This is a genomic window from Haloterrigena salifodinae, assembly GCF_003977755.1.
Classification (GTDB): domain Archaea; phylum Halobacteriota; class Halobacteria; order Halobacteriales; family Natrialbaceae; genus Haloterrigena; species Haloterrigena salifodinae.
The window spans coordinates 337444-361730 of record NZ_RQWN01000004.1; the positions used below are offsets into that span (position 1 = coordinate 337444).

At 64.7% G+C, this 24287-nt stretch carries 19 protein-coding genes; 6 read left to right on the forward strand and 13 right to left on the reverse strand.

What is annotated here, in order from left to right; translation table 11 throughout:
- Window positions 1–197 precede the first annotated feature (197 nt).
- Window positions 198–2084, reverse strand: coding sequence for a heparinase II/III domain-containing protein (locus EH209_RS19695; protein WP_126664520.1), 1887 nt, complete (start codon window positions 2082–2084; stop codon window positions 198–200).
- A gap of 110 nt (window positions 2085–2194) precedes the next feature.
- On the opposite strand from EH209_RS19695, the gene EH209_RS19700 reads away from it, so the two are divergent.
- Both EH209_RS19700 and EH209_RS19705 read left to right on the forward strand, forming a co-directional pair.
- Window positions 2195–3019: a sugar phosphate isomerase/epimerase family protein gene (locus EH209_RS19700; protein ID WP_126664521.1), complete on the forward strand. Its 825-nt coding sequence runs from the start codon at window positions 2195–2197 to the stop codon at window positions 3017–3019.
- 46 nt (window positions 3020–3065) lie between these two features.
- A complete protein-coding gene (locus tag EH209_RS19705) occupies window positions 3066–4055 on the forward strand; it encodes a hydroxyacid dehydrogenase (RefSeq protein ID WP_126664522.1) in 990 nt (329 codons plus the stop codon).
- A gap of 505 nt (window positions 4056–4560) precedes the next feature.
- Here EH209_RS19705 and EH209_RS19710 read toward each other — a convergent pair.
- From EH209_RS19710 to EH209_RS19735, 6 genes are all read right to left on the reverse strand, one after another.
- Window positions 4561–4866: an L-rhamnose mutarotase gene (locus tag EH209_RS19710; RefSeq protein WP_126664523.1), complete on the reverse strand. Its 306-nt coding sequence runs from the start codon at window positions 4864–4866 to the stop codon at window positions 4561–4563.
- 197 nt (window positions 4867–5063) lie between these two features.
- Entirely contained in the window at window positions 5064–6095 is a 1032-nt protein-coding gene (locus EH209_RS19715) for an LLM class flavin-dependent oxidoreductase (RefSeq protein WP_126664524.1), read from the reverse strand.
- 3 nt (window positions 6096–6098) lie between these two features.
- Complete coding sequence (locus EH209_RS19720) at window positions 6099–7304, reverse strand: enolase C-terminal domain-like protein (protein WP_126664614.1); 1206 nt, start codon at window positions 7302–7304, stop codon at window positions 6099–6101.
- 145 nt (window positions 7305–7449) lie between these two features.
- Window positions 7450–7719 (reverse strand): hypothetical protein, encoded by a 270-nt coding sequence (locus EH209_RS19725; RefSeq protein WP_126664525.1) that lies wholly within the window; start codon window positions 7717–7719, stop codon window positions 7450–7452.
- Window positions 7720–7723: 4 nt separating this feature from the next.
- Window positions 7724–9355, reverse strand: coding sequence for a sodium:solute symporter family transporter (locus tag EH209_RS19730; protein ID WP_126664526.1), 1632 nt, complete (start codon window positions 9353–9355; stop codon window positions 7724–7726).
- Window positions 9356–9472: 117 nt separating this feature from the next.
- Window positions 9473–12742 (reverse strand): family 78 glycoside hydrolase catalytic domain, encoded by a 3270-nt coding sequence (locus EH209_RS19735; RefSeq protein ID WP_126664527.1) that lies wholly within the window; start codon window positions 12740–12742, stop codon window positions 9473–9475.
- A gap of 215 nt (window positions 12743–12957) precedes the next feature.
- On the opposite strand from EH209_RS19735, the gene EH209_RS19740 reads away from it, so the two are divergent.
- From EH209_RS19740 to EH209_RS19750, 3 genes are all read left to right on the forward strand, one after another.
- Complete coding sequence (locus EH209_RS19740) at window positions 12958–13992, forward strand: zinc-dependent alcohol dehydrogenase (protein ID WP_126664528.1); 1035 nt, start codon at window positions 12958–12960, stop codon at window positions 13990–13992.
- A 143-nt stretch (window positions 13993–14135) separates the two neighbouring features.
- The gene (locus tag EH209_RS19745; RefSeq protein ID WP_126664529.1) at window positions 14136–15851 is read left to right on the forward strand and encodes a glycoside hydrolase family 97 protein; all 1716 of its coding nucleotides are present in this window, start codon (window positions 14136–14138) and stop codon (window positions 15849–15851) included.
- 97 nt (window positions 15852–15948) lie between these two features.
- On the forward strand, window positions 15949–16815 hold the full coding sequence (locus tag EH209_RS19750; protein ID WP_126664615.1) for an amidohydrolase family protein: 867 nt from the start codon (window positions 15949–15951) through the stop codon (window positions 16813–16815).
- Between the two features lie 3 nt (window positions 16816–16818).
- Here the strand turns inward: EH209_RS19750 and EH209_RS19755 are convergent, their stop codons facing one another.
- The 3 genes from EH209_RS19755 to EH209_RS19765 form a co-directional block, all read right to left on the reverse strand.
- The gene (locus tag EH209_RS19755) at window positions 16819–17661 is read right to left on the reverse strand and encodes a fumarylacetoacetate hydrolase family protein (RefSeq protein ID WP_126664530.1); all 843 of its coding nucleotides are present in this window, start codon (window positions 17659–17661) and stop codon (window positions 16819–16821) included.
- A 129-nt stretch (window positions 17662–17790) separates the two neighbouring features.
- The gene (locus tag EH209_RS19760; RefSeq protein ID WP_126664531.1) at window positions 17791–20016 is read right to left on the reverse strand and encodes an LUD domain-containing protein; all 2226 of its coding nucleotides are present in this window, start codon (window positions 20014–20016) and stop codon (window positions 17791–17793) included.
- Entirely contained in the window at window positions 20016–20528 is a 513-nt protein-coding gene (locus EH209_RS19765; RefSeq protein WP_126664532.1) for a LutC/YkgG family protein, read from the reverse strand. The genes EH209_RS19760 and EH209_RS19765 overlap by 1 nt, the downstream gene beginning before the upstream one ends.
- A 372-nt stretch (window positions 20529–20900) precedes the next feature.
- Between EH209_RS19765 and EH209_RS19770 the strand changes: the two genes are divergently transcribed.
- On the forward strand, window positions 20901–21665 hold the full coding sequence (locus EH209_RS19770) for an IclR family transcriptional regulator (RefSeq protein ID WP_126664533.1): 765 nt from the start codon (window positions 20901–20903) through the stop codon (window positions 21663–21665).
- 157 nt (window positions 21666–21822) lie between these two features.
- Here the strand turns inward: EH209_RS19770 and EH209_RS19775 are convergent, their stop codons facing one another.
- Genes EH209_RS19775 through EH209_RS19785 form a run of 3 tightly spaced genes read right to left on the reverse strand, consistent with a single transcriptional unit; the run spans window position 21823 to window position 24250 of the window.
- Window positions 21823–22077 (reverse strand): hypothetical protein, encoded by a 255-nt coding sequence (locus EH209_RS19775; RefSeq protein WP_126664534.1) that lies wholly within the window; start codon window positions 22075–22077, stop codon window positions 21823–21825.
- 23 nt (window positions 22078–22100) lie between these two features.
- Window positions 22101–23189, reverse strand: a complete 1089-nt coding sequence (locus tag EH209_RS19780; RefSeq protein WP_126664535.1) for an ABC transporter ATP-binding protein — start codon at window positions 23187–23189, stop codon at window positions 22101–22103.
- Window positions 23186–24250, reverse strand: a complete 1065-nt coding sequence (locus tag EH209_RS19785; protein ID WP_126664536.1) for an ABC transporter ATP-binding protein — start codon at window positions 24248–24250, stop codon at window positions 23186–23188. Before EH209_RS19785 ends, EH209_RS19780 begins: the two co-directional genes overlap by 4 nt.
- Window positions 24251–24287: the final 37 nt, after the last annotated feature.

Below are 24287 nucleotides of genomic sequence, written 5' to 3' on the forward strand. Positions count from 1 at the left end.
GCACCCTACGTTCGCGACTAGTGGAACTTCCGCAGTCGTAGATACGACGTACGTTCGCGGAATTACACCACACGGGCTATCAGACGTGGTCCGACAACGCCGTCAAAATGAGAAGCCTCCTCGACGGGCGAATGCGAACGAACAAGTAAGGGGATACCAGCGTGAGCAGCCCCAAAGTGCCCGAATCCAACTTTCAATTACGCCCTACCGTCGAATTCTATCCGTAGCCGTAGCGACGTCACGGGACTACTGACGGTCTGTGCAATGCGAGCGCGCCAGACGTCGCGCGTCCCGTCGACCGTCTCGAGAGCGTCCGCAAGCCGTTCGACGCTACGTTTGGCGTCCGGATCGTCCGGCGTTACTCGCAGGCGACCGCGTTCGCCGTCGACAACGAGCCTCCGCTCGTCGATTCGAATCGGGAACGTGGAGATAAGCGTGGACTCGAACGTGTTGTCCCCGTTCGCGAACACCGCGTCGTCGTCGACCGAGACGACGCCGTCGGTTCGGTCGAGCGTTACGGTCCGGCGGAGCGACTCGAGTCCGGCGTCCTCGGGGTAGCAATCCGCGAGTTCCATCTCGAACGCGTCGACCGTTGACGAGGAGCGTCGGTCGAGTACCGTCGCGGCGAACTCGTCGCCGGCGGCCTGTTCGACGCCGTTCACGTACGGAACGGAGTGACCGAGAGAATGCGCAGCGACGTATTCGTAGCGAGCCGGACCGAAGTAGTCTCGGTCGTACTCGGGACGCCCCGGGTCGGTGAGGAGCGACTCGCCGTTCTCGTGAACGACGAACGAGCCGCAGTCGTTGTGGTTGTGTGGCTCGCCGTTGTGGCCGGCTTTCGCGGCGACAACGAGACCATCCGGGTCGGCCGGGTTCGACCGTGTAATCCACCACTCACAGCCTCCGAAGTATCGACGGGTCGGCGGGGTGGCACGCGTCCACGACGCGGGGACCGTCCGCGTCCAGTGGAGGTCGCGGACGATCTCAGGGAGCGACGCGACGTTCGGGCCGGCGAACGCGTCCGTACGGCGCGCCATCTCCCACCGTCCGCGAGCCGCCAGACCCGGCTTATCCAGGCGGCGTCCGAGCCACGCAGCCGCACGCGGCGCGACGGCGCTCTCCTCGTCCGAGTCCGAGAACGGAACGAAGTGTCCGGGGCTGAGTTCGATGGCGAGGGGATACGCGGCGAGGCGCTCGAGTTTCGGGGGCGAGCAGAGCGAGTACGAGCCGTCGGTCGCGCTCTCGAGGGCGTCCGCGAGCGCGACGTAGTTTCCCACGCCGTAATTCCAGTAGCCAACTCCTTCCGTCGTCCCGCCGTCGACGCCGAAGCCGTCGAGGTAGTAGCCGAGACCGTCGGCGACGCGTTCGACGATGCGCGCCTGTCGGTCAGCGTCGTCTATGAGGTGGAGCGCGGCGAGCGCGACGCCCGCGCTACAGACCGCGTTCCAGTTGTTCGTCGCCGTCGTCCACCAGAGATCGTCGCGTTTCTCGTAGGGGGTGAAGACGCGACGGTCGACTTCGGAACGGATGCGCTCGCGGAGCGCGGGATGGAGACGGTCGCCGAGAATCGCGTCGACCTCCGCGAGGAGGAGCGCCGCACCGACGGTGAAGAGCGCGACCGTCCGCTCTTCGTTCGGGACGGCACCCGGGAGCCCCTCCCGAGATTCGTCTCCGAGGTGTGCGGGCCACGTCCACGTCGCCTGCTCGCAGAGCGCCCACGCGTAGTCCAGAATCGGATCGAAGTCGTCGTCGCGCTCGACGCACGCGGCGATGACGAGCGCGGAGAGGCGACCCCGGCGTTCGCGGGCGGCGGCTTCGTAGCGTGTCCGGTCGCCCGTTCGCTCGTAGTCGAGATACTGGCTGGCCGTGAGCGACGGGATGTCGCCGTCGCGAGCCGATTCGGCGTCGTCGAGCAGCGCCTCGACCGGCTCGCGGGTCAGTTCGTCCGTGCGGAGGGCCGTCCACGCCGCTTCGTCGTCGTACGTCGGGAGCGTGAACGCCTCCCCGGGGCCCTCGAGGGCGTCCCGGAGGCCGCCAACCGTCCAGTCGCCCGGTGGATAGTCCTGATCGTGCGCCGTCGGCATACGCACTAGGACCGACGGTATGCCAATAAATCCCGAGGTAGTAACCGGACTCGATACCAGTCGGTACTGTTTCATAAAAGCCTACGTACGATTGGCGAGTTGTAGCGACCATGCAACTCGCACTGTCGACGCTCGGGTGCCCAGACTGGGACCTCGAGCGAATACTGTCCGTCGGTCGAGACGCCGGCTACGACGGCGTAGATTTCCGAGGCTACCGGGACGAGATCGACGTCACGCGCCATCCCCTGTTCACCGACCGAGCCGACGAAACACGGTCGAGACTCGAATCCGCCGGGCTGAGCATCAGTGCCCTCAGCTCGAGCATTACTCTCTGTGAAACCGACGACCGTGCGGCCCACGTGGCGGAGGCGCGCAGACTGGTCGAGGTTGGTGACACGTTCGACGTCGACCGTATCCGCGTGTTCGGCGGCGGCGACCCCGAGGACCGCTCGAGAGCCGAACTCGCGCGTGCCGGGGGCGAAACCATGCGGGAGATCCTCTCGATCGACGGCGCGGAAAACTTCCAGTGGGTCCTCGAAATGCACGATGCGTGGACCGCCTCAGATGACTGCCAGCAACTCTTAGACGAGCTTCCTGCCGACAACGTCGGCGTCCTGTGGGACGCCGCGCACACCATTCGCCTCGCCGACGAGACCCCACGGGAGACTCTCGACGCGCTCGGCGACCGGATCGAGTACGTCCACCTGAAAGACGCCGTCTACGAGCCGGATCACAACGACGCGACCGACGACGGCTACGTGTACGCGGTCCCCGGCGAGGGCGACCTGCCGATGGCCGATGTCGTCGCGGCGCTCCGCGAGCGGGGCTACGACGGCTGGCTCGTCTTCGAACACGAGAAACGATGGCACCCCTCTATCGCCGATCCTGACGTCGCCCTCCCGGCGTTCGTCGAGTGGTTCCGCGACCAGCGGTGAGCGGACATATCCTTGCGTTTATACTATCGGAGAAGTTACGAGGGATATGAACATTCTCGTCACGCTACCGGAAGGGGAACTTCGGGACGACTTCGTCCCGAACGAAGTTCAACACCGACTCGAGTCGCTGGGCGCTGTCTCCTGGAATCCGTCGACCGACGACCTCTCGGAGGACGCCCTCCGCGAGCGTATCGACGGCGTCGACGTACTGGTCACGGGGTGGGGCAGTCCGCAGGTCACCGCCGACGCCCTCGAGGCGGCCGACGACCTGCAACTGATCGCCCACACCGGCGGGAGCGTTGGAACGCTCGTCTCCGAGGCGGTCTACGACGCGGGGATCCGCGTCGTGAGCGCCAACGACGTGATGGCCGACTATACGGCGGAACACACGTTCGGCTCGATCGTCGCGAAACTGCGGGCCGTTCCGGAACTCGACGCGTCGATGAAAGCGGGCGAGTTCGGCGCCGACGACGTCGACATTCGGACGCTCTACGGGAAGGACGTCGGCCTCGTCGGACTGGGAACCATCGGTCGGAAATTGCTCAACCACATGGCCTCGTTCGACGTGTCCGCCAGTGTCTACGATCCCTACGTGGACGCGGAAGAGCTAGCGGAGTACCCGTTCGCGACGCTAACGGATCTGGAGACGGCGCTGGACGCGGAGATCGTCTCCGTCCACGCGGCCCGAACCGAGGAAACGATCGGCATGCTGGACGCGGATCGACTGGCACGGATCCCCGACGGGGCGCTGTTCGTCAACACCGCACGCGCCGAGATTGTCGACGAAGCGGCGCTCGTGGCGGAACTGCGGTCGGGTCGACTTTCCGGCGTTTTCGACGTCTACCATCGGGAGCCGCTTCCCGCCGACCACGAACTCCGAGAACTCGATAACGTCTTGCTCACTCCGCACGTCGGCGGCTCTCAGATCCGCGGGCCGCTAACCGAGGCCGTCATCGACGACATCGAGCGGTTCGAGCGGGACCAACCGCTCGAACACGAGATCCCGAGACGACAGTGGAAAACGATGACTCGATGAGACGGACGTAACGACCGGTTCCTCTCGGCCGGAATCGTCGAGTCGACACGTCTCACGCGTTCGATCAGGAGACGAGTTCGTCTCGAGCGGTACCGCTCTCAGTGTCCGCCACCGACGAAAAAAGACGACGACTAGGCGTAGTCAGGAGATCCCGCGCTTCGAAACTGGGATCGGCGCCCTCCGACAGACATGCGCAAACCGACGTCCGGTAATACCGGAAATTTCGCTGCTATCAGTGGACGCTCTTCGCACATATATTACAGGCATACATCTGTAAATACCTCCTGCTCTACCGACGGGGTGTCGTTCTACCGACCGAATTATAGTGGGAGAAGCGTTCGGAAGCGAAGTTCACTGCTGTCCGGCAGCACCGGACAGCCGTGACAATTTCTATCACGGTTCGGTCACCAGCAAGTCGACGATTGGCGCAATCGTCGATCCCGCCGAGAAGAAGGGCGGGCGTGGCGATCCGAAAGCGACCGGTTCGCACGATTTGTCGCGCCCGTCAGATCATTCGATACACCTCGTCCATCCACTGGTCGGCGTCGTCGTCGAGAATGATCCCGTCCATTTCCTCGTCCCAGCGGGCCTGTGCGTCGCTCGTCTCCATCACGTCTCGAATCGCGTCCGGATCGTCGAGTTCCATGAACCCGAAGACGTGTCCGTCCGACTCGAAGACGCTGTAGGTCTCGAGCCCGGCGTCGGAGTCGAGATACGCCTCCTCGAGCCACGTCGGGACGTCCTCGTGGGCCTCGCGGTACGCCTCGCGCTGTCCGTCGGCGAGTTCCAGATGGAACGCAATGCGTGCCATACGGGAGACGAATCGAGCGGGAGTCCCATAGCTATTCCCCTGACCCTCACCCACTCGAGCGGTACTCGCCGATATCGGATAGCCGGCAGCACCGGATGCCTCTCGGACGCGCCCAGAACGGACCGGCGGCGGCGGAGGAACAGCGAACCGCTGCAAAAACGAGACCGCGATCGACGATCGACGGCTGCAACGCGGCGCTACCGGAACTGCGGTATCACTTCGTCGGCGAACAGTTCCATCCCGCCGGTGTCGGGGAAGTCGACGAACCAGCACTGGAACTTCGTGACGCCGGCGTCGATCCGCCGCTGGATTCCTTCGGCACACTCCTCGGGCGTGCCCATGAGGAAGTAGTCGCTGGCGATCTCCTCGGTCGTGATATCGGCCTGATCGACGTACTCCTCCTCGAACTGGATCGGAATCATCAGATCGAGCAGGCGCTCGTATTTCTCGGGGTCGCGCGTGCAGATGACGTGGCCGTCCCAAGAGTACTCGATCTCGTCGGGGTCGCGGCCGACCGTCTCGCAGTGGTCCTCGATGACGTCGATCTTGTGCGCTACGGTCTCTGCCCTCCCGCTGAACACATCGGTGTTCCAGACGTCGGCGTGTTTGGCGACGAGTTTGAGCGTCACGTCTTCGCCCTGGCCGCCGACGAGGATCGGCGGATGCGGGTCCTGTACGGGACCGGGGTTGCAGTAGGCGCCGTCGATCTGGTAGCGATCGCCTGCGAAGGAGGCGCCGTCGCCCGAATCGGCGGTCCACATCGCTTTCATCAGCCGGATGCTCTCATCCAAGCGCATCAGTCGCTCGAAGCCGTCGCGGTACTCCCAGCCGTAGGCCTCGTACTCGGGTTCGTGCCAGCCCGCGCCGAGCCCGAGCTCGAGCCGGCCGTCGGAGATCACGTCGAACGTCGCCGCCATCTTCGCGACGAGCGCGGGGTTGCGGTAGTCGTTACAGAGGACGAGCGAACCGAGGTTGATCTCGTCGGTGAGCCCCGCCAGCGCGGACAGCAGCGTCCAGCACTCGTACTCGGCGTGATCGCGGCCGAGCATGATGTGGTCGGGCGCCCACGCGGCGTCGAAGCCCAGTTCCTCGGCCGTCAGGACGCCCTCCTTCGTGGTCTCCCAGTCGAGTTCCTCGTAGCACGGCGTGTCGCGGTGGGTGGGGTCCGTTCCCGACTCCGGCGCGCCCGCGAACACCGGTACGTTGAACTCGAAGGTGACGTCGGTCATGGATCACTCCACGCTGTAGTGCTCGAGGGCCTCGGGGTTGGTCGCCGAGCTCAGGCCGACGGTCTCGGGGAGCGGAACGGTGCCGCCCTCGGCCTGGGGCGGGTTGGCGTAGATAGCGTCGGCGTAGGTCGACTCCTGCTCGCCCTGGCGCTCCTTGTACCACTCCGGAATGGGGAAGTACTCCGCCATCGGCGCGTTGGTCGAGGCGGCGATGAAGTGCAGCGTCGGGTTCGTCCCGGAGTGGGGGATCACCGGCACGTCGCGGGCGCTGGCCATTGAATCGATCTTCAGCAACTCGGTGAGGCCGCCACAGCGGTGGATGTCGGGCTGGAGGATATCAACGGCCTCGCGCTCGAGCAGTTCCTTGTGGCCCCAGCGGGTGAACTCGTGTTCGCCGCCGGAGATCGGCACGTTCGAGGCCTCGCGAACCTCGGCGTAGCCGTCGATGTCGTCCGGGATGACCGGCTCCTCGACCCACTCCATGTCGTAGCGCTCGAGGCGCTTGAGCATCTTCTTCGCGTAGCGGACGTCCCAGCCCATGTAGGCGTCGCCGGCGATCGCGATCTCGTCGCCGACGGCGTCCCGGACCGTCTTCACGATCTGCTCGTTTTCCTTCATCCCCTTGCGGCCCGCTTCTGGCCCGTAGCGAAAGCGCAGCTTCATCGCGTCGAAGCCCTGCTCGGCGTAGTTCTGGGCCTCCCGCTCGAGTTTCTCGTGATCGACGGGGTGGAGATTGCTCGCGTAGCAGGGGATCTCGTCGGTGACCGGGCCGCCCAGCAGTTCGTAAACGGGCTTGTCGGCTTCCTTGCCGGCGATATCCCAGAGTGCGAGGTCGACCGCGCTGATGGCCTCGATGGCCGCCCCTTTCCGACCGAAGGGAATCGTCGCCCGGTACATCATGTCCCACAGTCGTTCGCGCTCGTGGGGATCCTCGCCGACGACGAGCTTCGAGAGCGTCTCGTCGACGATCGTCTCGATCGACCCCGTCGCCCAGTTGCCGACGCCGACGCCGGTGATTCCCGCATCCGTCTCGACCTCGACGACGACGTCGCCGACCGGCCCCATCCACTTCCGGCGGGCCTGCGGATTGTCGCCATCGGCGTTGTTGTACTCGTCGAACTTGCTCATGACGGTGACGAGCGGGAACTCGACGAACTCGCCCCAAGAATCGGTACTGACCTTCGTGACGGTAATGTTCGTGATCTCCATGGTAGTCAAGCCCAAGACTCGTATCGAGATGTGAGAAACAGCCATATAAGTGTTCGCGATATTGCCCGAACGCCCAACAGCACCGATCGGTCGAACGAAAGGAGGTGGCCTCCCAGCGGACTCGGTCGGCGAACTAGCCGACCGATCATAAGCGCCCCGCCCGGCGGAGGAGCACGAGACCGACGAGCACGTAGATCGTCCCGCTGATGAGGTTCATGGACGTGGGTCTCCACGGCGCGTCCGACGGCATGTCGGTAAACAGCGGCGTCACGAGGACGAGAACGCCCATGATCAGGATAATCGCACCCGCGTACAGGTCGATCGGGAGGTCGTACTCGTCGGTTCCGGACGCCGTCTGCTCCCGCGGGTCGTCGATCGGTTCGTCTTGCGTCTGCGTGAGTGAGTCATCTGACATGGTGTTACGCTTGGAAGATGATGATCGCGGAACCGAGTAACGCGAACGCGACGCCAATCGTTACGACGGCGATTCGCTTCACTCGCGGGGTCAGAGTGGCTGAATCGCCGGTAAGCGACGATTCGACGAAGTTGGTCGGCGTTTCGTGCGCTTTCGGGGTCGTCAGGAGGCTAACAGCCACGACGATGCCGATTACGAGGACGAAGGCGTACAGTGAGCGAGAGTACAACGCCTCGTGTCCGAGCGTGAACCCCATGTAGACGCTGACCGCCAACCCGATCGCGATACCGAGTATCGCACCCGTGCTCGTCGAACCGTCCCAGAGACCACCGACGATCGCCACGGCGGCGAACGTCGGCATTATCGTCGCGAGAATCGACTGCGCGACGAGGTACATCGAATCCTCCATCGAGAACAGGTACGCGACGCCGATACAGGCGACCATGAAGACGATCCCCGCGATCCGACCGACCCGAACGTAGTGGGACGGCTTTCGGTCCGACGCCACGTAGCGACGGTAGATCCGTTCCGTGAACAGCGTCTGGAAGTTGTTGAGTTGCGAGTCGACGCTCGAGAGGACGCCCGCGATCAGGCCGACGACGACGACGCCGTACAGACCCGGTGGCATGACGTCGCTGATGAGCATCGGCATCGCGTGATCCGCGACCTCGAGGTTCGGGTAGAGGACGGCGGCGACGAGCCCCGGGACGAGGATGAAAAGCGGGACGAGGATCGCGTACCAGATGCTCGTGTACAGGTAGCCGACCTGCGCGGATTCCGGATCTTCGGCGGAGAGCGGGCGCTGGAGGACCTGCGATTCGGCGCTCCAGTAGGAGATCGCCGACGCGAGAAAGCCGAAGTACAGCAAGAACACCGCAATCGGGCCGCCGACCGGGAATTCGGCTGCCAGCGGGTGATCCGACGGCGTCATCGACGCCTGATGCGTCGCCAGACCATCGATCAGGCCGGAGATGCCCCCCACCATGTACAGCGAAACCGGGAGCAAGAGGATCAGCGGAACGAACATGAGGACGAACTGGATGGTGTCCGAGCCGGCGACGGCGCCGAACCCGCCGAGAATCGTATAGGCCGTTCCGACGACGATGATCACGCCCATCGAGAGCCAGAGATTCCATCCGAGGAGCGTGTTCAGAACGAGCGAGCCAGCGTAGATGTACAGCCCCATGTTGACGAACATCCAGACGAACGTCCAGATGAAGTCGTACGCATCGCCGACCGGTCTCGAGAAGCGTCGCGTGAGCCACTCGCCCAGTGAGAACGCCTGTATCTGCCTGATGAACGGAATGATCGCGATGGTCGCGAGGACGATAGCGATCGCGTTCGTAATAGGGCCCAGCAAGACGATGATCCCGTACGCGTACGCGAACCCGGCGAGTCCGAGGAAGTCGTTCGCGTTCAGATTGGTCGCGACGGTCGAGAACGCCTGTACCGATGGCGGAAGCGACCGGTCCGCGAGGAACGTGCTCGCGGAGTCAGCGGTGTTCCGACGCATGTACGCGCCGAACACGACCAACCCGACGATGAACACGCAGATAGCGATCCATTCGGTCAGGACGAGCGTCTGTCCGCCGATACCCTGGAGCGGAGAGGGGCGTGCAGTGGTAAGTGCAATCATTGCACACACCGACGATCGATGCGCGTTGCATTAAATATTTGTATTAATAGTTAATAATAAGTGTGATCGCACGCTAGAAGATCGCTCGGAAGTTCGCGCCGCAGTGACGAGTCGGCGCTAGCGAACCGCGAACTCGTACGTGCCGGATCCGAGTTCGACGACGAGGGCATCACCGTCTTCGCGAACCGACTCGATTCCCGCGGTCTCCTCGGAGGATAGCGACGATCCAGACTCGGCCATGTCGGCCTCGGCGGCGTCCGGCAAGCGAACGGTCGCGTTCGTGTTCCAGGGAATGGTGACGGACAGCTCGTACGACCCGGCGTCGGCATCGCGGCGCCACTCGGTCGCTAACTCGCCGTTGCGCGTCTCGAGACTGGCGGTGACCCACGAGAGATCGTCGACGAGCGCGGGAGCGACGGTCACGCGGTCGGTGACGGGACGGTCGCCGATCCGAATGCCCGCGAGTACTTCGTAGAAGAACTCCGAGACGTGGGTGAACGGCGAGTGATTGAAGGAGTTCATCCCGTCGCCGACGCGGTCGTCGCTGTCCCAGCGTTCCCACATGGTCGTCGCCCCGTTACGAGCCATATACACCCATCCGGGTCGGTCGGGCTGACTGACGACGTCGTACGCGACGTCCGCGTGACCGTGTGCGGCGAGCGTGTGGAGGAGCGGCCTGGTCCCGAGGAATCCCGTTTTGAGCGTACAATCGTCGGCTTCGACTTTCTCGACGAGGTTGGCCACCACCGACTCGACCCTCGAGTCGGGAACCAGACCGAGAAAGAGCGGAACCGCGTACGACGACTGGGTTTCCGGCCCGTACGCGTCCTCGTCGACATCGAAGAATCGCTCGTTGAACGCGTCCGCGATCCGATCGGCGCGATTTCGATACGCTTCCGCGTCCGCATCGTTCTCCAAGACGGCGGCGATCTTCGCGAACGTATCCGTGACCTGGTAGAGGAACGCCGTGTTGTACAGGTCGTGTGGGAGTCCGCGTCGGTCGTCCACGTTCTCGAAGGCGAGCCAGTCGCCGAACTTCCCGTAGTCGTCCGTCAGAATGCCGTCCTCCGCGACCGAGAGCCAGTACTCGACGTATTCTCGCATCCCTTCGTACTGCTCCCGAAGGAGGCGCTCGTTCCCGTCGTGGCGGTAGAGATACCAGGGGATCATCACCCTCGTAATCGACCACGTCGGATCAGCGGGATCCTCGCTCGCCTTGTTCGGAATCACGTCCGGAACGTAGCCCATCTCCGAGGCGACGTCGTCGTGATCGCGGGCCCACTTCTCGTCGAACCGGGCGGCGTCGAAGTTGAACAGAAGCGACCGCGTGGAGATGTGAGCGTCGCCCGTCCACCCGAACCGTTCGTCGCGCTGGGGACAGTCCTCGGGAACGGAGTGCGTGTTGCCGCGAAGCCCCCACACGGCGTTGTGTTGGACCCGATCGAGATCCTCGTTAGAACACGAAAAGGTTCCCCGACGGTCCATCGCGGTGTGGACGACCTTCGCCGTGACGAGTTCCGGATCGAACTTGCCCGGATAGCCCGTGATCTGTGCGTACCGGAAGCCGTGGTAGGTGAATCGCGGCTCGTACCGCTCTCCCTCGGCGCCGGCGGCAACGTAGACGTCCGTCGCGTCCGCGCTCCGAAGGTCGGTCGTCGACAGCTCCCCGTCTTCGGTGAGTCGTTCGGCGTGGCGAAGGATGATCTCGTCACCCTCGTCCGGATCCCGGATCTCGATCTCGAGCCAGCCGGTCAGGTTCTGGCCGAAGTCGAGGATCGGGCCGTCCGGGTGCTCGTGAACCTCCGCCACGTCGAGCGTTTCGACGACGCGCATCGGTTCGACGCGCTGCGGTCGAAGCACCCCGCCGGGATCGGCGACGACGGATGCGGGATCCCAGTCCCCGTCGTCGAACCCGGGCGAACGCCACCCGTCCTCGGACAGTCGGGCGTCGAACAGTTCGCCGTCGTAGATATCGTTCTCCCGGATCGGACTCGCCGTCGCCCGCCAGTCACCGTCGGTCGCGATCGTCCGCGTCGAACCATCTTCGAACGTCGCAGTCAGTACGAGGCGGGCGCGCGGAGAGCCGTCGGGAACCCAGTAGGCACCTCCCTTCGAGAACCAGCCTCGACCGAGCCACACGCCGATCGCGTTCTCGCCGACCGCGACCCGATCGGTCAGATCGTAACTCGAGTAGCAGACGCGCTTCTCGTAGTCCGTCCAAGCGGGATTCAGCCGGTGATCGCAGACCCGTTCGCCGTTGACGTGGAGTTCGCCGTAGCCGACGGCGGCGAGGTGGGCGCGGACCGATTCGACCGGTTCCTCGATAGCGAACTCCGTCCGCAGCAGCGGCGACGTCGCCGCGAGTTCGGACTCGACGCGCCCGTTCGCGAAGTGATCGCGGCCCCACGCGTCGGTTTCGACGGACGACGAGGCCTCGACCGGTCGTCCGCGAGCCAGGTTTTCGTCCCCGTTTCGCACCTCGAGCGCCGCCAACGCGAAACACTGCCAGGCGTCGACGCGTTCGGTCCGCCGACCCGCACTCTGGGCGTGAGACGACTCCTCGGCGAGCGGTTCGAACGCGAAGCGGTCCGTCGCGGTGACCCGCACGTACCGACCGTCGACCTCGAATCCGTCGTGCGTGCGGACGGGTTCCGTCTCCTCAGGGACGCCGTCCGGGGGCTCGCCGTCGGCTTCGTCGGACGCGTCGACCTCGAGGACGGTCGTCGGGGATTCGAATCGCGGGTCGTCCGCGACCTCGATCCGATAGGCGTTCGGAAAGCCGAAGCCGTCGAGCGGGTTGTCGAACCAGGATCTCGTGACCGCCACGTCGTCTGGCGTTCGAACGACGGTGACCGGCGACGACGGGTGAAGATCGACGGCCGTGATCCGTCGGCTGGAGCCGAGGTCCACCTGGACCCACTCTTCGACCGATTCGTCCGCGCTCCGCCACCGGCTTCGCCACCCGTTGGTGTCTCCCGCTCCCGGCTGGTGGGTTATCCATTCGCCGCACCACCGCTCGGGGCGCAGCGCCGTGACGAAAGCGGACAGGTCCGCCCAATCGGTTTCACCCTCGTCGGTCCAGAGTTTCACCGACCAGTGATACCGCGTGTCGGAACCGAGGTCGGGACCGTCGTACGGAACGTTCGTCGACAGCGACGATTCGACGCGGCCGGAGTCCCAGAGCGAGCCCTGACCGGAGCCGACCGCACTCCTGTCGTGACCGATTACGATCCGATACGCCGTCTGGCGAGTTCCGCGAGCATCGGTCGAAACGCGCCATGAGAATCGAGGCGGTTCCGTCGGGTCGACGTTCGTCGGGGCCGGTTCGTACTCGACTCGAAGGTCCGTCGGGCGACGGTCACCCGCGGTATCGGCTACCGAAGACATGGCTCCGATGTCACCGGTTCCGCCCGTAAATGTTTGCCCGAACCCTCAAGAGACGGCGGTATAGCGTGACAGTTCCACGCGTTCGTAATCGAGGGGGAACGGTGAGTCGGCTGGTACCGCCCGCAATCAGTCGACGGCCGGTCGATTGCACCTAAAGTTATATATGTGAGAGTCCCCCACGTATTGATAGCTCGACCAGAGCGAGGTAACCCTAGATGAAGGCCATAGTACATACCGGTCCCAGAGCCATCGAGATTCGCGAGCGCGAGAAGGCCGTCCCCGACGACGACGAGGTGCTCGTTCGTGTTCACTCAGCGGGCCTCTGTGGTAGCGACGCCCACGCGTACAAGTACGAGGACGGCTACGAGTGGATTCCGATTCCCCGGACCATGGGCCACGAGTACTCCGGCGAGGTCGTCGAAGTCGGCGACGACGTCACCGACTTCGCGGTCGGCGACCACGTCGTCGAGGAGCCGATCCACGACTGCGGCTCGTGTTTTCAGTGCAAGAACGGCCAACCCAACGTCTGCCAGAACTTCGAGATCACGGGCATGCACAACGACGGCGCGTACACGGAGTACACGACGGTCCGGCCGCGCGATCTGCACCAGATCCCCGAGGACGTGCCGCTCGGCCACGCGAGCATCACCGAGCCGCTCAGTATCGCGACACGGGCGGTATTCGATCAGTCCGCGGTGACGCCGGGCGATACCGTCCTCGTCGAAGGACCCGGCCCGATCGGCGTGCTCGTCGCGGCCGTCGCGGACTCGCTGGGCGCCGACGTCGTCGTCTCGGGACTGGGCAAGGACACCGCGTACCGGCTGCCGCTGGTCGAAGACCTCGGGATCGAGACGATCGATGTCGAGGCGACCGATCTCGAAGCGATCGTCGACGAGCGGACCGACGGCGTCGGCTTCGACGCGGTGTTCGATACGACTGGCCACTCGAGCGGCGTCGAGATGGCCATCGACCACGTCCGGAAGGGCGGACAGGTCGTCGTCGTCGGCCTCCCCGGCTCACCCAGCGAAGTGTTCATGACGCCAGTCGTCCGCGGCGAGGTCGACGTGAACACCTCCTACGGTTCGACCTGGCGGAACTTCGAACAGGCCATTCGACTCCTCTCGGCCGGCGCGATCGACGCCGACGCGATCATCGATCGCTCGTACAGCGTCGACGAGCCGACCGCCGCGTTCGAGGCGTTCCTCGAGTCCGAAACCTGCAAGCCGGTCTTCTCGTTTGCGGACCACTGAGCGATCGACCCCCACTACAGGTGCGCCCGCTCGCCGGTCGCATCACCCATCATCGACGGCGTCCGACCGGGGTGGCGGCACAGTCCTTGCGTCTACGACACACAAGTCGATTCTTTGATGTTCGTGACTCGCGGACGGTGTGTATGGTTCAGGTTACGGATCCCGACGGGACCATCACGATCGACGTCGACCCGAACGGGGAGTTGCACGTAGATCGATCCAGAGAGACCGTTTTCGAACCGTCTCCCTACGGACTTCCGACGCCGTACGGCTCGTTTCCCGAAGAATTCGAACTCGACGACGTGCAAACCCGTACGATCGACGAATCGTACGAACTCGTTCACGGAAAGCAGTCGAATCCGCATCACCGAGCAGTCGAGAAAACGCTCTCGTTCGAGAGCGACGGCGGCTCGGTGGACCTCCAAGTCCGCGCCGCAGACGACGGCATCGCATACCGATACCGGTTGCGAGGCGAGCGGAACGAGTATCTTCACCCAGGCGACGAGTCCGGCTTCCGGTTCCCGCCAGGTGCCGTCGCGTGGCTCTCGGACTATCAGGCCAACCACGAGGGACACAGCCGGCAAGTACCGGTAACCGCCATCGACGGGGAGTACAATCTCCCCGGGCTCTTCCGCGTCGAGGACACTTGGGCACTCGTATGCGAGGCCGGCGTCGACGGCAATTGGATGGCCGGCCGACTCGTCGGAACGAACGACGACGCGCCGGGCGTCGACATCGGATTCCCCGACTCCCACCCGACGTCACACGTGTGGGCCGACGACCCCGTGACGACGCCGTGGCGCGTTGCGATCATCGGCGACCTCGCGACCGTGGTCGAGTCGACGCTCCCGACCGACCTCGTCGACGGGCCGCGGATCGACAGCGACTGGGTCGAACCCGGTCGCGTCGCGTGGTCGTGGTGGTCGAGTGACTCGAGCGTCCGGTCGCTCGAGGAGGAGCGCGCGTACGTCGACTACGCCGCGGAGCGGGGGTGGGAGTACGTGTTGGTCGACGCCGGCTGGGACGACGAGTGGCTCCCGGACCTCGTCGCGTACGCGAACGACGCCGGCGTCGACGTCGAACTCTGGTCGCACTTCATCGACCTGAACGCGGAGTCAAAGCGCGAGGAACGCCTTTCGAGGTGGGCCGAGTGGGGTGTCGCCGGCATCAAGGTCGACTTCATGGACAGCGATGACCAGGGGCGGATGCAGTTCTACGACGACCTCGCTCGCGCCGCCGCCGAATACGAACTGACCGTGGACTTCCACGGGTCGGCCGTCCCGACAGGGCTCCGCCGGCGCTGGCCCCACATTATGACGTACGAGGGCGTTCGCGGCGCCGAGTACTACAAGTGGACGACGAACACGCCCGAGCACAACGCGACGCTCCCCTTTACCCGCAACGTCGTCGGTCCGATGGACTACACGCCCGTGACATTTTCCGCCGATCGACGCGCGACATCGGCGGGTCACGAACTCGCGCTGTCGGTCGTCTACGAGTCCGGACTCCAGCATTACGCCGACGGCATCGAGACCTACGAGTCGTACCCGATCGCAGAGCGCGTCCTCGAGGCCGTTCCGGCGGCCTGGGACGAGACGAAGTTCCTCCGCGGCCGACCCGGATCGGAGGCCACGTTCGCGCGACGGAAAGGCGACGACTGGTTCGTCGGCTCGATCACCGCCGGTCCGGCGTGCTCGATCGCGGTGCCGCTCTCGTTTCTCGACGGGGAGACGACGGCCGTCGTCGCGACCGACGCCGACGAGGGTACCGGTCTCGAGGAGTACGAACGCGCGGTATCGCCGGACGAATCGCTTCGCGTGTCGACCGCGGGGAACGGCGGCTTCGTCGTTCGACTCTGAGGCCGACCGTCGGGGACCGCTCTCCTGGTCACGATGCGACTGTCGGTTTTCTCACAAAGTTTAGTAGCGTTGGATACGGTATCGTTTGTAAACGATGGTGCTTGACACGCATACTCACGCCTGGGCGCAACCGAACCGGAACCACCCCTGGGTCAACGGCCCGCTCGTCGAGACCGTCGACGAGTTTTCCGTCGACGCGGTCTACACCGCGGAGAAACTCCTCGAAGACATGGATTCCGTCGGTATCGATGAGGCGGTGGTCGTCGGCTACCCGATTTGCGAGTGGACTGACAACTGGTACACCGTCCGGTGCGTCGAGGAGCACGACGACCTCACCGGGATCGTGATGCTCGACCCATTCGCCGACGACGCGGCCGGCCGACTGCGTGAGGCGATGGCCGTCGACGGCGTGCTCGGCTTCCGGCTGGGCACGATCTGCCCGTACGACCGCATGTGGGAGATGTTCGATCCGACGGTGAGCTGGCTGCGCGACGCGATCGACGAGACCGAGTTCTGGGCGGCCGCTCGCGAGACCGACGCACTGGTCCAAATTCTGGCCCACGTGGACCAGCTCGAGCAGGTGCTCGACCTCGTTGAAACCTATCCCGAGCTCTCCTACGCGCTCGATCACTTCTGTCACGCCGGTCCCGACGTCCCGCCCGGCAAAGCGCTCGCCGCGCTCGAGCCCCTCGCCGGCGACGAGTACGACGTTGCCGTGAAAATCTCCGAGGTCGTCCACCGCTCCGAGAAGGAGTTCCCCTACCGCGATATGCACGACCACGTCCGCTGGCTGCTCGAGACCTTCGGGCGCGAGCGGGTCGTCTGGGGCTCGGACTTCCCGAACGTCAGCGATGAGGCGAGCTACGCGGAGAGTCTCGAGTGGCTCCAGCACGTCGACTGTCTCTCGAAGAACGACCGCAAGTGGCTCACCGAACGATCGATTCGGGAGTTGTACGGAATCTGAGCGCTACTGTTCGACGACGTGATTCTCGAGCGTGCCGATCCCCTCGACCTCGGCCTCGACCGTGTCGCCGGGCGAGAGCAGTTCCGGCGGCTCGCGGAAGATGCCGACGCCGCCCGGAGTACCGGTCGAGATGACGGTGCCGGGCTGGAGCGTCATTCGGTGGCTGAGGAACTCGATGGTGTCGCCAACGTCGAAGATGAACTCCGCCGTCGAGGACTCCTGTTTCACCTCGCCGTTGACCCGGAGTTCGACCTCGGCGTCGTTGGCATCGATCGCGTCGGGCGCGGTCAGAGCCGGCCCCATCGGCGCGAACGTGTCGTAGCTCTTGCCCCGGAAGAACTGGCCGTCTTCGAACTGGGCGTCGCGCGCGCTGACGTCGTTGACGACCGTGTAGCCGGCGACGTACTCCTCGGCCTCGTCGGCCGAGACGTCGCAGGCGGTTCGGCCGATGACGACGCCGAGTTCAACCTCGTAGTCGACCTGCTCGACGTCCTCGGGGTGGACGATCGGCGCGTCGGGCCCAGTGACGCTTCCGGGCGATTTCGCGAACAGCATCGGGGTGTCGGGGATCTCTTCGTCCTGCTCTTCGGCGTGGTCGTAGTAGTTCAGGCCGACGCAGATGATCTGCTCGACCGACGGGATCGGCACCAGCCGGTCCTCGTCGTCGGGGTCGTCGATTTCCGGGAGTTCCCCGGTCTCAACGGCGCGCCGGACGCGGCGACGGTAGCCGGGCGTGGCGAGGTCCTCGAGTGACGGTGCTCCGAAGCGGTCCAGCGCGTAGGTCCGGTCGTCGACGGAAACGCCCCAGCGGACGCCGCCATCGGTCGCGAATCGAACGAATTGCATCGTCTCGAAATTCCGGTCCTGGATCTTGAATCTTTCTCTCGACGGTGCGCGAACGAAACCATCCGCCCGATCGCGCGGACTCGCCGAGCGGACGCGGTCTCGTCAAACGGAAGCGGAACCGTCCGGAGATCACTCGGACCCGTCCGGAGCAACGAGAGAAATCGGATGTCGCGGTCGGCGGGCTAACAGTCCGTCCAGTTGCTCGAGACACGACGTCCCGCTGGCCACGACCGTTCGATCGGCGGCCTCGGGCATCTCGAACTGTTCTTTCAGTCGCTCGCCGACATCCACGCTCAACTCGTAGTACTCGCTCTTGTAGCCGAAGCTCCCAGCCATCCCGCAACACTCGACGTCGGAGGTGACGACATCGTACCCCAGCCGTTCGAGGACGTCCGTCGTGTACGCCTCGAGTTCGAGCGTGCGCTGCTGGCAGTGGGAGTGGTACGCGAGGGCGGAGCCGGCGCCGCCCGCGTCGTCGGCGCCGCTCAGCGACGCGGGATCGACCCCGTTCTCGAGCAGGCCGTAGACGTACTCGAACACCTCGTAGCTGCGCTCGGCGATCGTCTCGGAGCGCCGCTCGTCGAGCAGGCGCTCGTACTCGCCGCGGAACATCGCGAGGTCGCTGGGCTCGACGGCGACGACGTCGTAGCCGGCTTCGAGGTAGGGCTCGAGATTCGCGGAAACCTCGCGAGCGTGGTCTTCCGCGGTGGCGATCATCCCCTGCGAGAGCGGCGCGCGGCCCGAGGATGCGACCTCGGGGACTTCGACCGCGACGCCCAGCGCCTCGAGCGTTCGCACCGTCGCCTTCCCGCGGTCGGTCCGAATATAGTTCGTGTAGAGGTCGGGGTAGACGACGGCGTGGTAATCGGCGTCGACGGGACGGGGAACGTCCCGGTTCCGGAACCACTCCACGAACGTCTCGCGCTCGAATTCGGGCAGGTCGCGGCGGCGGTCGACGCCGAGTACTCGCTCCATAGCCAGCCGCGAGGGGAGCGTGTCCGCGACCCAGTTCGAAACGGGCGCGGTCGCGGAGCCGAGTTTGGCCAGCGTCGCAAAGTTACCGAAGAACCGTTTTTGCAGGTCCATCCCGGCCGGCTCTTCGTCAGGCGTGAGTCCCTCGACCAGAAAGTCGAGTTGACCGTCCTCAGCCCCGCGATTGCGCCGGTCGCGGACGACCGTGTTGATCCACGGGATATCGATCTTCACCGGACACTGATTGACACACCGCGAGCAGCCGGTACAGAGGTCGTTGAAGTCGTCGGCCGACTCCCGGCCGTGGACGCCGGCCTCCCAGCCGGTCGCGATGCCTCCGGAGTAGGTCTCGCCGCCGAAGGCGTGGCCGCCGACCGACTGGAAGTTCGCACACGAGTTCGAGCAGGCGCCGCAGCGGATGCAGTACAGGGTCTCCCGGAGCTGGTCGTCCTCGCGCATGTCCATCCGGCCGTTGTCCAGCAAGACGAGGTGAAAGTCTCGGTCGGCCGGGTCGTCGGCGATCGGACCGTCGTCGTCGAAGTCGACCGGCGGCGTCGCGACCGGCGGCGAGAACAGCGAGACGTAGGAGGTGATGTCCTGACCCGTCCCCGAGCGCGCGATCAATTCGACGAACGGCTGGAGGTCCTCGAACGTCGGCACGATCTTCTCGACGCCCGCCACCGCGACGTGGGTGTCGGGCACGGCGACGGTCTTGCGGGCGTTCCCCTCGCTGGTGACCAGCGCCATCGTCCCCGTGTCCGCGGTCACGAAGTTGGCGCCGGTGACGCCGATGTCCGCGTTCTCGATCCGGTCGCCGAGGTACTCCCGTGCGAACGCGGTCAACTCTTCGGCCGTCTCGAGTTCCATATCCGGGTCGAAGTACTCGTTGAACAGGGCGGCGATCTCCTCGCGCGACTGGTGGATCGCCGGCGCGACGAGATGACTGGGCGCCTCGTCGGCAACCTGCAGAACGAACTCGCCGAGGTCGGTCTCCCAGACGTCACAGCCCTCGGCGTCGAGGGCCTCGTTCAAATCGATCTCCTCGGTCGTCATCGACTTGGACTTGACGACGGTCTCGGCCGCCCGTTCACGGGCGAGTTCGCGGACGTACCGGTTCGCGTCGGCGGCGTCGTCGGCGAGGTAGACGGTCCCACCGTTTTCCTCGACCGTCTCGCGCACCCGCTCGATCAGTTCGGGGAGGCGCTCGATCGCGTCCTCCTTGATCGCCCGCGCCCGATCCTTGTACGCGTCGTACTCCTCGAGCCGGTCGACGGAGTCGTACCGGCCCTCATTGAACCCGCGGGTGTTGCGCTCGACGCTGTCGCCTTCCGCGGCCATGATCCGCCGGATCCGATCGGCCGTTCGAGAGCGGTCGGTCGCCATTATTCCGCCGCGTCCTCCACGATGACCGCGTGGGTCTCTCGCGGACCGTGCACGCCGTGGACGAGGTCGCCCATGTCGGCGGTCGCGCTCGGACCGGTCGCGAGCACGGCGTCGTCGTTGCCGTCGCGGAACCGCTCGCCCAAGCGCTCGAACGCCGCGGCCATGTCGGCGACGAGGTCCCGCTCGCGGACGACGACCACGTGTCGGTCGGGGAAGAGCCCGGCGAGTTCGGCGCCCGCCGGCGTTGACTCGAGGACGACCGTCCCGTAGTCGGCGACGCCGAGCGCGGCGGCCGTGACGCCACAGGTCGCCTCGCGGAGCTGGTCGGGTGTCGGCTCAAGGACGACGCCGGTCCCCTCGAGCGAGAGTTCCGCGAAGGGGATCGGCGCGCCGATGGCGGGCTCGTCGATAACGTCACCGAGCACGTCCTGAAACGCGGCCGGCGAGGTCCGGGTAACGCCGGTCCGGACGCTACCGAGGTTCGTCTCGAACGTCTCTAGCTGTGTCTGCATTGCGTAGTCGTGACTAACCGATGCCAGGGATTTGGATCTTGTCATTACCCACCATATCGCGTAACGAACGTACCGATCGGTCACACAGCGGCGGGTCCGCATCAGAGTCGGCGATCCCGGGTTGCAGTCACTCAGACTCGAGAATATCAGATAGATCCGTCCGGTGACACCGAAGAGACGCGATACGACAATAGGGCGGATGCTTCAATATCGGCACTCTCGGTGACGCTCGCACCGTCGGTTTCGACGGAAATACGGGGTCCCCAACTCGATCGGCGTTGTGGCGTCCTCAACTGAACCAGAGGCCGCCGGAACAGCAATATCCGGCGTGGCCGGACAAGTATTAAATATATCCTAGTTGTATGCGAGTGTATGTCGAGCAAACCACGCCAACCGGTGCAGGCCGCCGCGACGACGTTCAGGATCATCGAGACGCTGCACGAACTCAACGGAGCCGGCGTCTCCGAACTCGCGGACGAACTCGAGATGCCCAAAAGTACGGTCCACGACCACCTCCAGACGCTGAACGAGGCCGAGTATCTCGTTAAGCGGGACGGTGGCTATCACGTCGGGGCGCGGTTTCTCGAGTTAGGCGGGTTCGCTCGCAGTCAGATGAAACTGTACCAGATCGCCACCCCCGAAATCGAGAAGTTGGCAGAGGAAACCGGCGAACACGCGAACCTCATGATCGAGGAGCACGGCAAGGGGATCTTTCTCAACAAGGCGAAAGGACGGGACGCCGTGAACCTCGATACGCACATCGGCAAGCGCGTTCACCTCCACACCACCGCGTTAGGGAAGGCGATCCTCTCGAAACGCTCCGAAGCATTCGTCGACGAGATTATCGATCGCCACGGACTCCCCCGCGTGACCGAGAAGACGCTCACGGACGCCGACGAGCTCAAGAGCCAACTGGCGGAGATCCGCGAACGAGGGTATGCCATCGACGACGAGGAACGGGTCGCCGGAATGCGGTGTGTCGCAGCGCCGATCTGCGATAGCGACGAGACGCCCCTCGGAGCGATCAGCGTCTCGGGCCCGACGAACCGATTCAACGACGAGACGTTCAGAACCGAGATCCCGAAGACCGTTTTGAGCACCGCGAACGTCATCGAAGTGAATATGACCTACTCCTGATCCAGCCGCCACACCGGAATAGGGCGCTGATCGGTCGGCTTCGTGTTGGCTACCGAATGTACAGTCAGAGAGCTGTAGAACCGGGAGCGGCGACACGAGTCCGCAGTCAGTGGCTATTCAGGTCGCGCCGAAGCGCCGTGGGAACGAACGTCGGGCGCTACGAACCGTAGCGATACCAGATCCGGTACGCGACGACTCCGACGATGGTCGCGGCGAGGAGCGAAAGCCCCCACAGCCCGAGCACACCTGCCATCGGCCCGTCGAAGAGGAGCAACCCGGCGAGCAGCAGCAGGATCGAGACCCCGATCGATACCTGGACTCCCCGACTACCCGGGAGACGCACGGATCGGCGGCGGTTGGTGTTCGGTTCACTGGACGGTTCCGTCGTGGTAGTATCAGTTATATCGGACATTGCTGTGTTATCGGAACGGCCGCTCACGGTGAGTCAACCGGCGGCTCGTCGGCTATCTCGGGGCTATTCCAGTACTCGTGGGTATCGTCCGCTCGGAAGCAGCGGGCGAAGTTCTCTTCGTTGCCGTTCGCGTGAATCCGCCCCGGATGCTGGCGTTTACACACCTCTCGAGCGTTCGGACAGCGCGGGTGGAAGCTACAGCCGGAGGGGAGGTTCGTCGGATCGGGGACGTCGATTTTCCGCAGGGGGAACTCCTCGTCGTCCTCGTCCTCGTAGAGGTTCGCCGTCGCCCACTGCAACGCCTTCGTGTAGGGATGTTGCGGGTTCTCGACGATCTCCTCGACGGTGCCGATCTCGACGATCTCGCCGAGGTACATCACGGCGATCCGCCCACCGGACTTTTCGGCGATGTACCGCGCGTTCGAGAGATCGTGGGAGATGAACAGGTACGAGGTCTGGAACAGGTCCTGTAGCTCGAGCATGAGGTCCATCATCTCGACGCGCAGGGAGACGTCCAGCGCCGAGATGGCCTCGTCGGCCAGGATCAGATCGGGATTCAACAACAGCGCGCGAACGAGGACCGCGCGCTGAGTTTCCCCGCCGCTCAGCTGGTGGGGGTACCGATTCAGGTAATCGCTCGGTGGCGACATCCCGACGCGTTCGAACAGCGTGTGGATGCGCTCCTCTCGCTCCTCGCGGCTGAGTTCGGGGTACCACTTCTTCAGCGGGAGCATCAGCGAGGTGAGGATCCGCTGGTTCGGGTTGAGCGCGCTCCCCGGATCCTGGTGGATGATCTGGAGCGAGTGGCGGATCTCGTCGAATGGGATCGAGGCGTTACTAGAATCGTTTCGCGCCTCCCAGATGTCCTGGCCGCGGTAGCTGACCGTTCCGCTGGTCGGCTTCTGGGCGCCGATCGCCGTCTTTCCGAGCGTCGATTTCCCGCAGCCGCTCTCGCCGATCAGCGTGAGCGTCTCCTCTTCGCCGAGCTCGAGGGAGACGTCGTTGACCGCGCGGACCGTCTCCGAGTCGCCGAAGAGATCGAGCACGCCACCGTCGTCGGTGAACTCGACGGAGACGCCGTCCATCGAGAGCATCGGGTCGGACACCATCAGTTCTCACCCCCGTCGGTCGCGGCGCTTTGACCGCTCGCCGGGCGGGTCTCGGGCGCGGCGCTGATCGTCACGGCGTCGTCGGCCTCGTCGTAGTAGAAACACGCGGACTCGTGGGAGTTACTTACCGTCATCATCGGCGGGTCGTCGGATCGACATCGTTCGTCGGCCATCGGACACCGGGGGTGGTACGAACAGCCCGGAATGTGGTCGACCGGATCCGGCTTGCTCCCCTCGATGATGTTCATCTCCTCGACCGGCACGTTCAGATCCGGCGTCGTGTCGAGAAGCGCGCGCGTGTACGGGTGCGACGCGTTGTAGAGCAGATCGTCCGTCGTCCCGATCTCGACGATGTTGAACGCGTACATCACGGCGATGCGGTCGGCGAGCTTGGTCAACAGCGGGAGATCGTGCGTGATGAACACGAGCGTCAGATCGTACTCCTCCTGGAGGTCGCGCAGGAGCGTGACGATCGAGCGCTGCATCAACAGGTCCAGCGCGGCCGTCGGCTCGTCGAGAACGAGGACGTCCGGCTCGAGGACCAGCGAGAGCGCGATGAGCGCGCGCTGTTTCATCCCGCCGGAGAGTTCGTGGGCGTACGAGTCGAGGATCCGGTCCGGATCGAGGTAGACGCTCTCTAAGAGTTCACGCGCGCGATCCATGCCGGCGGGAATGTCCCGGTTGTGGTCCTGCAGGGTCTCCCTGAAGTGCGTCCGAATCGTCGTGACGGGGTTGAACGAACTCATCGCCCCCTGGAACACCATGGCGATCTCCTCCCAGCGGAACCGGTTCAGTTCGGATTCGGAGAGGTCCAGCACGGAGACCGGTTCGCCGTCGTCCGGATGGTAGGTGACCTCGCCAGTCGAGACGCCGGGTTCGACGACGGCGTTGAGAAACGACGAGGCGAGCATGGACTTTCCGCTCCCGCTTTCGCCGATGATGCCGAGCGTCTCGTTGCGAGCGACGTCGAGATCGGCGTCGCGGACGACGCGCGACTGCCCGCGATTCATCTCGAACGTGACGTTGAGGTCGCGGACCTCCACGATCGTGTCTGAGTTACTCATGCGTTGTCTTGTCAGTGTGAATTGCGGACAGTGATAT